Raw genomic sequence first — 12,668 nt, 5'->3', positions numbered from 1 at the left:
ACGCTACTGGCGTTCGGCTTGGATGACGAAGCTGCCGTTGGCGTTGCTGCCGGTCAGGTGCAGGCGCTTGGCGCCCCGGCCGAAGAAGGCGCCGTCGAACTTGGTCGCCCCGAAGGTGGCGCTGACGGCCGGGTCTTCCGCATCGCTGATGGCGGCCCCCGTCACCACGCCGGTGCTGAGGGGTGCCGACTTCAGCTGCGATTCGGAACGGTCGAAAGTCGGCTCCTCCACCAAGTTGAACTGCACGCCGGTGCCGGTGCACGGCGTCGGCTCGGCCCGCAGCACGCCGGTCATCGCGTTGAACTCCAGCGTGATGTCGCAGCCGTTGGATGTGCCGTCGAGGTACTGACCGCCATGGCCGCCGGGCATGGGCGTGCCGGGCCCGCCGAGGGCGAAGATGACGCCCTTGTAGCGCACGGCGTTGCCGGTGACGGCGTCCGCCCGGTCGGCGAGCAGGCCGATCTCGCCCTTCCAGGCCGTGCCCTCCACCTGGGAGACGCTGCCAACGGTCTGGCCGACCGCGGCCGACTGCACGATCGACAACACCTCGTCGGTGTACAGCACCACCTCCACGTCGCTGGTGTCGGCGTCGTTGACGAATTTGTAAGTGCGCGTCCCGTCGAACGTGGTGAAGCGATACACCTCGCCATCGATCTCCACCCGCTGGCGACCGATCACCACGGTCTTGCGGGCCAGGTCGTAGGTCTGGCGATACACATCGAAGAGACCGCCGCCGGGCGAGCGCCAGGCGAACCCCAGCACCTGCCCCACACCCTCGAACCTCACCTGGGGCCCGTTGGGATCGTTGAGCACCGCCAGCATCTGTGCGGCCGTCGCGACGCTGGCGGTCGGCTGCAGGCAGTAGCCGCGCTCGTCCTTGGCGGCGCACAGCGCCCCGGAGGGAGCGGCGAAGACGGTGTTGGCCGCCGCGCCTGTCTGAGCTTCATCACCACCGCCACCCCCTCCACCGCAGCCGCTGACCACCATGATCAGCGAAGCTGCGGCCAACAGCGGAACGGCGGAACGGAGGGTGGAGCGGGCAACACGGATCGTCATAACGGTAACGAAAGAAGAACGTCAGGCTCGCCGGACCGGCGCCGGCTTGCACGCCGGGTGCCTCGATCGGACTTCAGGACGATCGAAGAAGCAGACAGGGATGGCGGATGGACAACGGCAGCAGCGCCGTCGATACGTCGTCGAGTGGCCGTGGGGCAATCGACAATGGGATATCAACACAAATCGCCAGGCTGAGCCATGACTGTTTCCTTTTTGTATCGCTCTGATACATGAAACCCGCGGTGCCTGCATCGGATCCATCTGGCCGCGGCCTCCCGCTGATGGCATGGCTGGCGGCGTGCGCTGCGGCCGGCGCGGCCGCGCCGCTGGGCTGGGCGCCGTCCGGCTGGTGGCACGTTGCCATTGCAGGCTATGCCGTGCTGGCGCTTTGCGCGGCACGTACGCGTCATGTCGGGTCGGCCGGCCTGGCCGGGCTGGCGTTCGGGCTCGGCTTGCACCTCACGGGCCACGGCTGGGCCTACGAGGCGCTGCATCGCCAAGCGGGCGTGCCCGTGCCTGCCGCAGCGGCGGCCACGCTGCTGTTCGTGCTGTACCTGGCCCTGTTCACCGCCGTGCCCTGCCTGGCTTGGGGTGCGCTTCGGCAGCGCACGGGCCGTGGGGCCTGGGCGGCGCTGCCGGCGCTGTTGGTCCTGGGCGAGATGGCCCGCGGCGTGCCGTTCAACGGCTTCACATCGCTGACCCTGGGCTATGCGCTGATCGACACACCCTGGGCAGGCCTGGCCCCGGTGGCCGGGGTGTACGCCCTCAGCCTCGTCGGCCTGGCCATTGCCGCCGGCCTGGCATGGGCGGCTACCGCGCCCGGGGCTCGGCTGTGGAAGGTCGGGGCCGTCTCGCTGGCATCTGCCGCCGCCGGGGCGCTGCTGCAGTCCATGGCGTGGGTGCAGCCCTTCGGCACGCCCATGCGCTATGCACTGGTGCAGACCAATGTCGCGCAGGAAGACAAGTTCCGCGCCGAGACGCAGGCCGCGCAGATGCGCCGCAGCCTGCACGCGCTGACGACACAAGCGGCCACGCTGGTCGTCACGCCCGAGACCGCCCTGCCCGTGATGCTCGCCGACCTGCCGGCCGACGCCGTTGCCGAGTTGCGCGGCTTCGTCGAGCGCAGCGGCAGCCATGTGATGCTGGGCATCGCCACCACCTCGGCGCAAGGCCGGGGCCACAACAGCGTGGTGCACGTACCGCCCCACGGCGCTGTCTGGCAGCAGTACCACAAGGTGCGCCTGATGCCGTTCGGCGAGTACGACCCGGCCGGCTTCGGCTGGTTCGGCAACGAACTCGACATCGCCTTGAAAGACCTGACGCCCGGTCCACCGGACCAACCACCGTTCGTGCTCGAACACGACGGCTGGCTCCAGCGCATCGGCACCCTGATCTGCCACGAAGAACTGGGTTCAGGCGAAGCGCTGCGCTGGGCCAGCGCGGGGCCGCAGGCGGCATCGGTGCTGATCAACCCCAGCAACCTCGCCTGGTTCGACGGCAGCGCCGCCATCGCGCAGCGGCACCAGATCGCGCGCATGCGCGCCCTCGAAGCCGGTCGGCCCGTGCTGCGGGTGGCCAACACTGGCATCACTGCCCACATCGACGAGCGCGGCCGCGTACTGCGCGCGCTGCCGCTGCAGCAGGAAGCCGTGCTGGCCGGCAGCGTGCAAGGCATGCAGGGGCAAACGCCTCTGACGCGATGGCGCGAGTGGCCGGTGCTGATGATCTGCGCGGCGCTGGTGCTGGGAGCGGCCGCCCGGCGCCCGCGGCGGGCTTGACGGAGGCTGCTCAGCGCCAGGGCGCGACGCGCCACGCGAGCGGCGGCGCGGCGCCGCCGGCACCCGTCACCTCCGGGCTTTGCCACCACGATTTCAACCACGCACCCGCCCGCACCCACCCGTCGGCCGACCGCACGGCCGACCAGGCCCCGCTGGCATCCACCGCTCCGGCGCCGGCGTGCGCGGTCTCGAGCCGGAACCAGTGCCGCGCATCCAGACGCACGCGATGGGCTGCGACGCGGCCCTGCGCGTCGAGGTCGAACAGCGGCAGGTCGTCGCAGGCCGCGTCGCAACGCCACACCTGCCCCGGTCGCAGCGGGAACGCCTCGGTCGAACCATCGGGATGCCGAACGCTCACGGCCGGCCATGGCAAGCCTGCCTCGGCCGCCGGCGCATGCAGCACGGCCAAGCCGTCCGGCAGGTACGTGTGCGACACGCCGCCCTGCGGGTGGTAACGCCATGCCCGCGTCAACGGCACGGCCAGGCCCTGACGCAGGCTGGCCTGCACCCAGGGCCGCCCGGCAGCGTCCAACCGGACACCCTCGGCCTCGATGCGGCCACCCGCGACGCGCGCATGGGCGATACGGCGGGCGCCGTCGTACAGGAAGTGCTCGACCGTGGGCTCCCGCCCAGGACTGCGGTGGTCGACGCGCACGGCCCGGCCCAGCCTGTCGCGGCGGTACCGGGTCTCGCTGCCGTCGGCCTGCCGCGACCAGGCGAGCCGGCCTGCCGCGTCGAAGGCACGCGTGCCCTGCGCATCGCGCACGGGCCGTCCGAAGTCGTCGCAGTCGGTGGCGGCCAGATCGCAGGCCATCCGCCCGGCGATGGCCAGCAGTTCGTCGGCCGGGCCGGCAATGGCGGGCGGTGGCCGCAGCGCCGGGGGGTCGATCGGCACCGGCAGGCCCGCGCGCCTGAGTGCCAGCCACTCCCCTCGGGGCGACAAGTCGACCGCGGTCTGCACGCCCGCTGGATCGACCCAGCCCGCCACGCGACCGACGGCGTCCGCCTGCAGTTCCCAGCGCCCGTCGCCGCCCGGCAAAGCGACGATCGCGGTCACCCGGTGGCCCTGCAGGTCGTGCTCCAGCACATGCTCGTGCAGCAGCGCGCCGGGCGCCGCGATCGACCAGCCGGCCAGCACGTCGGAGCCCTGCTGGGTGTCATAACGCCAGCGCCAGCCTTGCCGCAGCGGCTCGCCATCCACCGGCGAAAAGCCGGCCATGTCCAGCCGGACGGGCTGGCCGGCCGGGCCGTAGTGCAGCGCGATCTCGGCACGCCGGCCTGCCACCGTGCTCGTCCATGCCAACCGGGCCGGCCGGGCACTGCTACCGTCGAACGCCAGATCCGCCACCTGCGCGCGCGATGCGGTTTGGGGCCAGATGGGGGGCGCGCGCGTCACGAGCCGCACCTGCCGCAGCCGGCCCAAGGCATCCCGCGTGGCCGCAATGTCGAGTTCCCGGCCTCCGCGCTGCCTGCGTTCACCCACCAGTTCACCGGCCGGGCCGTAGCGCCACAGGCGGCGCTCTGCGTCGGCGCGCCCCTGCAGCCGCTCGACGACGCGCCACGCGCCCGCCTCGTGCCGGCTGGTCCATCGTTCGGCAGGCGCCGCCTCGCCATGCCACCCGCCTTCGACGGCCACGCCCCGCACATCGCCTTCGGGCGGGGCTGACCATCGCAGAGCCCACCGGCCCTGCTGCGCCGGCAGCGTCGTTTCCATGTGCGACACGCGACCCTGCGCATCGAACGCCCAGCGCTGCAGGCGCTGCGACGTCCATTGCCCCTTCCCCTGCTGCGCCTGGTGCGATACCCCGGTCAGGCGCGCAGGGTGTGCCCGATCCTCGTGGTGATACAGGCGAGCGGCGGCGCTCAGGCTTTCGACGCGGTTCGCGAAGGCATGCGGCCGTCGCGCGGCGTCGTACTGCGTGGGCCACGACGCCTTGGCCAGCAACCGCACGTCGCCGGCCACAGGCTGGTACTCGAAGCTGAAACGCCCGACCGGGCTGTCGATGTGGCGCACCACGGGCACACCACGCGCGTCTTCGCCCGTGGCTTCGTACCGAAGCTGCAGGCTGCGGCCCTGCGGATCCGTGACCGCCACCAGCCGGCCGTCGCGGTCGTGCTGCAGGCGGACGAACCCGCCGCCCGGCGCCAAGATCTGCTCCAGCCAGCCCCCGGCGGCGAAGCGCAGTTGCCGACCGTTCGGCCAGTGCCACACCGGCTCGTCGCCGCGCGGCGTGGGGTGCAGCACTACTTCGCCGAACTCCGCCTGTGCGGCCCGCCAGCGACGGGGGCGCGAGGCTTCCCGCTGAAACACGAGCACGCGGCCATCGGCCTGCTCGATCTCGAGCCCGGCCGGGCCGCGGCGCCACCGCGTGTCGTAGCTCAGGCGCCAGCCCCGGCCCAGCGCATCTTCAACGGCCGGTGCGCCGACGCGCCCGGCCGCGTCGCTGCGGTAGTGGCGCACGATCTCCAGGCCCAGCACGCCCGGCAACGCCGGCAGATCGGTTTCCCGCCAGCGCAGGCTGCCGTCCACCAGGTTGACGGCGTCGCCCAGCATCGCCTGCGTGCCCGGCATGGCGCCCAGCACCGCCGGGCCCGAGCCAGGGCACAGCGCCGCCACTGGCAACAGCGCGCAAGCGTCTGGCGCCGACGGCGGTTGCTCGAGTACGGTGGTGGGCCACGCACCGGCCAACTGAGCCAGCGAGGCGGCCGCCAGTGCGACAAGCCAGTGGCGCATCCAAACCAGCCAACGCATCACGCCAGGTACTTCACCTTGCCCCACGAGCGCCGGATCGGCTCGTCGAGGTGATCGAGCTTGCCGCGCAGCGTGTAGGCCTGCATCGCCACCGGAAGCCGCCCAGGCGACTGGCCGATGAACACCCGCACGTCCACCGCATCGCCCTGCGCCTTGCCTGCAAACGTGGCCCCGAAGCCTTGCAGCACCCCGTGGTTCTCCACCCAGATCTCCAGGCCCAGCGCCTCGACACGGTGGATCTGCATCTCGCGCAGCGCTCGCGCCTTGTCCTGCGCGATGACCGGGGCCGCCACGCCTGCGCACATCGCCGTCGCCAGCCGCCGCAGGGCCTGGCGACGGTTGCCAGCATCCCTTGTTGCGTTTGTCATGACGCGCCCTTGCCGAACAGTTGCCCCAGGCCAAGCGCAAACAGCGCCGCCACCGCCAGCCATGCCGGCCAGCGCCGGCTGCGCCGCAGCGCCACGCGCCAGTCAAAGCGCGAGAACACCCAGCACACCAGCCACACGATCACCCAACTCGCCACCAGGCGGCCCAGCAGGTTGCCTGCGATGTAAGTCGTCATGCGTTCAGATCCTCTTCTTCCAGGGACTCTTCATCCAGGGACAGCCAGCGTCACGCCGTAGCGGGCGGCGGGCCGGGCTGCTCATAGTCGACATCGACGCTGGAAGCCCCTTGAGCAAAAGTGATGCGAATACGCCGCCACGGTGTGCCGTCGTCCTTGAACCAGCAGCCTTGCAAGGCTTGCAGTGCATTCATCGGCCCGAACACATTCTTGGGATTTACCTGCCGTAATTGCCCGTCGGCAGTGCGAGCCCAGAAATGTGCGTCGATATGCGTCTGGGGTTTGCCTTGGGCATTCGGCTCTGTCCAGACCTCGCCGTCGATCACCAGTTCTTGCCAGTCCGCCGGTGCGTCTTGTTGGACTTGCTGAACAATAGCGCTGAAGAGTTGCGGCGGCGTTGGTCGTTCATCCGATTCTCTCAGCACAAGGGGTTTATGCTCAGAAATTTCACCCGCTTTACGATCCATGCGCTGACGCCGTCGAGCCAAATATTCTTCAGTTTCCCTCAAGTACTCATCGAACTCCGCGGGGCTTAACTCGGCACGGAGCAATTCTTGCCTACGTCTGTCCAAATCGCGGTCACAACGAATATCCAACTCATACTTGCGATTTGGCCATATTCTCATCATAAAATAATTTGCAGTAGCGCCGTCCTGCAATAATATTCCGTGATTTTCCAAGCTATTATCACCAAAAAACATTTCAAGACGCCGATTTATAGAGCTTCTTTTGTCCACCGCCAAACCGTCTTTGATCCGCCCTCCAGAGACGTCAAAATAACTGATATCAGGACCCACTTGCACCCCAGAGCAGTACCACTCAGCATGAATTTGCACATGACCGAGGTTCGTAGGGCAGTATGTCAGCGCATCGTCAACGACGTTAAGAAGCAATGCATCATTCATTGTTAAAGACCTTTCTAAAAACCACATCATCCACCACGTACTGTACCTCGAAGCGAATAGGCCTTCTGGCCTCACCCGACCCGTAAATAGGCACGACGGTCACCTTGACGGTTTTCCCATCGGCAGCAAGCCGGCCCCACTCCCGCTCCATACGATTCCACTCACCCCTATTCACCGAAGCAAGTTGCGGCAATATATTAACCCGCTCACCTACACCGCCCAACTTGTGGCCAATCATATGCCCGCCGTCGTCACCTTGAATGCCTTCGCAGACAGAAACCGCTTTCCGCTGCTGGTAGCAATTGCGTAGCGTGGCGTCGAGCGTATGCTCCGTGATGGTGGCCTCCGCTTTCGTGGTACGGCCCAATTCGTCCACTTCGAAGACCTGTTGCCCCCCGTTCACGCGGTAGGTGGTATTCGGTTTGGGATCGTTCAACTCAGGCGCGCGTCCGTTGACGACGTTTACCTCGACGGTTGTGCGGGGCACCGATGGATCGCACCGGGCGTTGTGGGCCCATATGCCGACCTCGCCGACAAAGTAGTTCGGTGTCTTCTCAACGCTGAAGTTGTGCACCTCCAGCGACCTGGGCACAACGTCGTTGCCACGAACCAGTTCGTCCCCGTGCCGAGCGGCGAGCACGTCGTCGATCTGCACCTGCTCCGCTGCAACCCAGCCCTTCCCCTGTACCCACAGAGGGTGTTCATCGGTCACGCGCAGTTGCTGCGATTCCGTGAGCAATATCCTGTGGGTCGGCGCTGTTCGTCGAAATACGCGTTCGATCGCCTGCGGGCCATCCGAGAACTCCCGTTCGTCGCGGGATAACACCTGTTGCCCGACCTGGAGCTGCTTGATGGGCAGGGCCCCTTGCGGCGTCAGAATCAACGTATCGGCCGCGAAACTCGCACAACCGAAATCACGCTTCGTGGCGTGGACAGCGTCTTCCAGCCGCCCACCATACCTGGCCAGTCGGGTTCCCAAGCGCAACAGGACCACAGGGTTGACGTTTTCCCCGATTACCTTGCCCGTGTCATAGGCACCGCACTGCGTTGCTCGACGAATGGTGTCCAGCACCTCGGCGCCCAACATTTCACCGATGGCCTGCAACGTCCCTTCAGGATCCCTGTAGAACGATTTTCCGATCTCGATCAAGCCGTTGATCGTTTCCAGGGGGTTTGCAATCAGCTCCCACAGGTCCACTGCCTGCTGTAGAAAACCATCGATCAATCCGCTGAAAAAGCTGCGTCCATAGGAAGCAGCACTGGATTCCTGGTCTGTGCGTTTTCCTTCGCAGACATCCTCCGCAAACCAGCAGTTGTTGCGCGCCGCGTAATCCCGCTTCGCAGCCTCGTTCGCAAAACACGTCTGCGGACGGCACATGCCGGCCGTCGCGCTCGTGCCCACTCCAGCCGCCCCACCGACCGCGAGCGGGTCTGCCTTCGCCTGCATCAGCGGCACGAGCGCCATCACCGCGACCAGCCACCACAGCCACAGGCTGCGCATGGCACTTCCGGTTGGGGCGGCCACCCGGCGGGCCGAGCCAGCGAGCAGCGCATCCGGGCTTCTTGGGTACATGAAAGGAACGTTCAGATTGAGGCGGGGAGGCGCTGCGGCCGACAAAGGCAGCAAATCCGCGAAGGCTTGAATCTGCTGACAATGGCGGCGCAAGCCCCGCTCCATGCGGGGCGCGCAGGCAGTGGTGGCGGCTGGCGACCTACTGGCGCTCGGCCTTGATGTAGAAGCTGCCGTTGGCGTCGCTGCCGCTCAGGTGCAGGCGCTTGGCGCCCCGGCCAAAGAATGCGCCGTCGAACTTGGTCGCTCCGAACGTGGCGCTCACCGTCGGGTCATCCGGATCACTGAACGCGTGCCCGATCACCACGCCGGTGCTGCGGGCCGCTGACTTCAGCTTGGGCTCCGAATTCTCGAAGACAGGGTCATCCGCCAGCGTGAACTGTGCGCCGGAGCCAACGCAGGATGTCGGCTCGGCCCGCAACACGCCCGTCACCGGGTTGAATTCGAGCGTGATGTCACAGCCATTGGACGTGCCATTGAGGTACTGGCCGCCATTGCCCTCCGGCAACGGTGTGCCCGGTCCGCCGATGGCGAACACGACGCCCTGGTAGCGCACGGCGTCGCCCGTGACGGCGTCCGCCCTGTCCGTCAGCAGGCCGATCTCGCCCACCCAGACCGTCGTGTCTGCCTCAACGACCAAGTGGGGAACGCTGCCGGTGGTGCTGCCCGTGCCGGTGGATTCGGTGATCGCCAGCACCTCCTCGGTGAACAGCACCAGTTCCACCCCGCCGGTGTTGGCATCGTTGACGTACTTGTAGGTGCGCTCGCCGTCGAACTCCGTGAAGCGATACACCTTCCCATCGATCTCCACACGCTGGCGACCGATCACCACGGTCTTGCGGGCCAGGTCGTACGTCCGTTGGAAGTGCTGAATGGCAGTGCCAACGGATCGCGACACCGTGCCCAGCACCTGCCCCACGCCCTCGAACTTCACCTGCGGCCCTTCCGGATCATTGAGCACGGCCAGCATCTGCTCGGCCGTCACCGCGCTGGCCGTCGGCTGCAGGCAGTGGCCGCGATCGTCCTTGGTGGCGCACAGCGCCCCGGACGGTGCGGCGAAGACGGTGCTGGCGTTCGGCTCCCCATCGGAGCCACTGCCTTCACCTCCGCCTCCGCCGCACGCGGAGACCATGGCGGTCAGCGCAGCAGCGGCACACAGGCGAAGGCATGGCCGGAAGACGAGGGACAAGTCGGCTGTTGTCATGAGAATCAAGGTTGGTGAGAAACAAGGTCCGCCACACCGGCGCCGGCTCAGATGCCGGACGCCATGAACTTCATGACGATCGGGAACAAATGTCTAGACAAGCCTGGGCCAGCGCCATCAGCCCAGGTACTTCACCTTGCCCCACGAGCGCCGGATCGGCTCGTCGAGGTGATCGAGCTTGCCGCGCAGCGTGTAGGCCTGCATCGCCACCGGAAACCGCCCAGGCGACTGGCCGATGAACACCCGCACGTCCACCGCATCGCCCTGCGCCTTGCCTGCAAACGTGGCCTCGAAGCCTTGCAGCAGCCCGTGCCGGGCCTCCACCGGCGACAGTGCCCGCCACACGGCCTTGGGCGCCCCGTAGTTCTGCGCAGCCGCCCGGATCGCCCCCAGGGCCATGGCGGGGAACAACTCGCCGGGCGACTGCGCCCTAGCATGGCTCACCCAGGTCATCACCGATGGCGGGTGGTAGTGATCCGGGCTCTGTGCCGCGAACACCGGCAGGCTCTTGCCCTGGATCAATTGTGTTTCCCACGGTGGCTGGTTCTCCACCCAAATCTCCAGGCCCAGCGCCTCGACACGGTGGATCTGCATCTCGCGCAGCGCTCGCGCCTTGTCCTGCGCGATGACCGGGGCCGCCACGCCTGCGCACATCGCCGTCGCCAGCCGCCGCAGGGCCTGGCGACGGTTGCCAGCATCCCTTGTTGCGTTTGTCATGACGCGCCCTTGCCGAACAGTTGCCCCAGGCCAAGCGCAAACAGCACCGCCACTGCCAGCCAGGCCGGCCAGCGCCGGCTGCGCCGCAGCGCCACGCGCCAGTCAAAGCGCGAGAACACCCAGCACACCAGCCACACGATCACCCAGCTCGCCACCAGGCGGCCGAGCAGGTTGCCGAGAACGTAGCTGGTCGCCGTCATGACGCGTCCAGCAACTGCCAGCGCCCACCACGACGCACCATCAGTTGTGCAGACAAGCCATGCCCATCATCCGCTTCGGCCAGGAACTGGCGGCTGTCGTCCCTCAGCGTGGCGAGTGCTTGCGTGTCGCCGCTGTCGCACATCAGCAGCCGGTCGCGGTGCGGCGCTGCCACCACGATGTCCCCGCGAAACCGCGGCTGGAGATCCAGCCACAAGTCGTCCAGCAGCAATAGCGTCGCCTCCAGTCCGCCACCGGTGTAGGCCGCGATGCAGCCGCCCTTCATGAAGTACTTGGGCTCGGGCAGTTGCCGCCGCAGGTTGGTCAGCGCCACGGCGGCGGCGTCTTGCGGCGCTATGCCGGTGCGCGCGAGCAGCCCCGGAGTCGCCATCACGAACTGCTCGGGCTGGTCGAATGCGTAGGTCACCAGCAGTTCGCCGCACAGCGCGGAGGTCGCCGGCTGCTGTTCGGCCGGCACACCAGCATCGCGCAACGCCTGCAAGAACGCGATGTGTTTGATGCGAGGCAGCAGGCAGCCTGCGCTGTATTGTGGGGCGGCGGCCGCGGCCGGGCTCTTCTTGAAAAGCTTGTTGAACATGATGGTGATCAGTCGGTGTAGGTCTGCCGGGAGTCGCGCGCAACGAGGCCCAGGCTTTGGCTGAGTGTCAGCAACTCTGCGGCGTAGATCTCGCGCACCAGCACGGCGTGCCAGGCATCGTCCTGCCCGTCGAGGTCGATCAACCGGTAGCCGCGCGCGCGAGCCCAGCCGTCGAGCGCACGCAGTGCAGCGGTACAACGGATGCCGCCATGCGGGGGCCCCTCCGGGGCCTCGAAACCGCCCAGTTCGGCGCGAGCGATGCACAGTTCACCTGCCTGCGCTACCAAGGTCTCGTCATCACGCACGTCGGCATGAATCGCCTGCGGTGGCGTTTGCTCGGACAGTGCGCAGGTCAGTTCCCACAGATCCTCGACTTTGCGCGGCTTGCCAATCTGCTCCAACACCGCATCGGCTGCGCTGTCGTCCCCGTCGCACACCAGTTCCACCCAACGAGCGATCCCCTTGCGTTTGCTCTTGGACAGGTCTGCCTTGGGGGAGACAGCCAGCTCCATCGGCGGCAAGCCGCTGTCCATCGCGATCGGGCGGTCCGCGTCGCGGGTATGGCGCCAGTGCGCGCGGTAGTGATCGACAAGGTCACGCGGGTAGCTGTCGTGGTCGCGGAAGCTGCTGTCGTCGATGTCGTACAGGCAGACCGCCAGGGCCACGTCATAGGCCATGTACGGATAGGCGTCGTAGGTCTCCGTCACGTTCGGCTTCCAGCCCACGCAGCGAGCCATCAGCTTGTTCCGGCCGTTCATGTGCGTGGCCAGCGCCTGCGCGCGTTCGGCGGGCGGGCACGCGATGGCGGCGAGTACCGGAAAAGTCCGGGTATGTTGGGGCCTCTTCGAATCGATTGGCGTGAGCGGCCGGTACTCCGGATCAAGGACGAGGCAGAAGTGGTCGATCAGGGCATTTCCATCGTTCGGCAAAGGGCGCCACAGCCGAACCACTGCCACCGTGTCCGCCCGATCAGGAAGCAGGCAAAACACGTGCAGCAACCAGGCAAGGGCTTCGTCCAAGCCGTAAAGCGGTCGGTTGACCAGCACATGATCATCAGGGTGCCGGGGAACGTGCCGCTGAATCCATTGCTGGATCTCACTCACTTCCTGCAGTGACTCCTTGACCAACGCCTGCATTTCATCCAACGGACATCCAGAGATGTATTTGATGCTTATCCGCTTGCCGGCCAAGTTGACGTAAGTCCGGCGCGTATTCTTGGCACCCTCCGCATTTTCCACACCAGGAAACTCCCTCTTATAAAATAACAAGGTCCCCTCAACATCGCAGAGAAGTCTCCCCGCAAGCTCACTCGAAAAGCTATTCATCCT

The 12,668-nt window shown here is 67.1% G+C and carries 12 protein-coding genes; 1 reads left to right on the top strand and 11 read right to left on the bottom strand.

The genetic code is table 11. From position 1 onward, the window contains the following. Positions 1-3: 3 nt before the first annotated feature. Positions 4-1,056, bottom strand: a complete 1,053-nt coding sequence (locus tag V4F39_RS17255) for a hypothetical protein (RefSeq protein WP_332290970.1) — start codon at positions 1,054-1,056, stop codon at positions 4-6. 281 nt (positions 1,057-1,337) lie between these two features. Between V4F39_RS17255 and lnt the strand changes: the two genes are divergently transcribed. Continuing rightward, positions 1,338-2,834: an apolipoprotein N-acyltransferase gene (gene lnt / locus V4F39_RS17250; protein WP_332290969.1), complete on the top strand. Its 1,497-nt coding sequence runs from the start codon at positions 1,338-1,340 to the stop codon at positions 2,832-2,834. 10 nt (positions 2,835-2,844) lie between these two features. Here the strand turns inward: lnt and V4F39_RS17245 are convergent, their stop codons facing one another. The 10 genes from V4F39_RS17245 to V4F39_RS17200 form a co-directional block, all read right to left on the bottom strand. Further along, a complete protein-coding gene (locus V4F39_RS17245; RefSeq protein WP_332290968.1) occupies positions 2,845-5,586 on the bottom strand; it encodes a DUF6531 domain-containing protein in 2,742 nt (913 codons plus the stop codon). After that, a complete protein-coding gene (locus tag V4F39_RS17240) occupies positions 5,586-5,954 on the bottom strand; it encodes a hypothetical protein (RefSeq protein WP_332290967.1) in 369 nt (122 codons plus the stop codon). Before V4F39_RS17240 ends, V4F39_RS17245 begins: the two co-directional genes overlap by 1 nt. Continuing rightward, the gene (locus V4F39_RS17235) at positions 5,951-6,148 is read right to left on the bottom strand and encodes a hypothetical protein (protein WP_332290966.1); all 198 of its coding nucleotides are present in this window, start codon (positions 6,146-6,148) and stop codon (positions 5,951-5,953) included. The genes V4F39_RS17240 and V4F39_RS17235 overlap by 4 nt, the downstream gene beginning before the upstream one ends. 50 nt (positions 6,149-6,198) lie before the next feature. After that, complete coding sequence (locus V4F39_RS17230) at positions 6,199-7,053, bottom strand: hypothetical protein (protein WP_332290965.1); 855 nt, start codon at positions 7,051-7,053, stop codon at positions 6,199-6,201. Beyond that, the gene (locus V4F39_RS17225; protein ID WP_332290964.1) at positions 7,046-8,731 is read right to left on the bottom strand and encodes a DNA/RNA non-specific endonuclease; all 1,686 of its coding nucleotides are present in this window, start codon (positions 8,729-8,731) and stop codon (positions 7,046-7,048) included. The genes V4F39_RS17230 and V4F39_RS17225 overlap by 8 nt, the downstream gene beginning before the upstream one ends. Positions 8,732-8,765: 34 nt before the next feature. After that, the gene (locus tag V4F39_RS17220) at positions 8,766-9,812 is read right to left on the bottom strand and encodes a hypothetical protein (RefSeq protein ID WP_332290963.1); all 1,047 of its coding nucleotides are present in this window, start codon (positions 9,810-9,812) and stop codon (positions 8,766-8,768) included. Between the two features lie 132 nt (positions 9,813-9,944). After that, positions 9,945-10,544: a hypothetical protein gene (locus tag V4F39_RS17215; protein WP_332290962.1), complete on the bottom strand. Its 600-nt coding sequence runs from the start codon at positions 10,542-10,544 to the stop codon at positions 9,945-9,947. Continuing rightward, a complete protein-coding gene (locus V4F39_RS17210) occupies positions 10,541-10,744 on the bottom strand; it encodes a hypothetical protein (RefSeq protein WP_332290961.1) in 204 nt (67 codons plus the stop codon). The genes V4F39_RS17215 and V4F39_RS17210 overlap by 4 nt, the downstream gene beginning before the upstream one ends. Further along, a complete protein-coding gene (locus tag V4F39_RS17205) occupies positions 10,741-11,340 on the bottom strand; it encodes a DUF1444 domain-containing protein (protein ID WP_332290960.1) in 600 nt (199 codons plus the stop codon). The genes V4F39_RS17210 and V4F39_RS17205 overlap by 4 nt, the downstream gene beginning before the upstream one ends. An 8-nt stretch (positions 11,341-11,348) precedes the next feature. Further along, positions 11,349-12,665 (bottom strand): DUF6630 family protein, encoded by a 1,317-nt coding sequence (locus V4F39_RS17200; protein ID WP_332290959.1) that lies wholly within the window; start codon positions 12,663-12,665, stop codon positions 11,349-11,351. Positions 12,666-12,668 lie beyond the last annotated feature (3 nt).

The organism is Aquincola agrisoli, from assembly GCF_036621135.1.
Classification (GTDB): Bacteria; Pseudomonadota; Gammaproteobacteria; order Burkholderiales; family Burkholderiaceae_C; genus Aquincola; species Aquincola agrisoli.
This window is presented reverse-complemented; position numbering and strand designations above follow the sequence as displayed.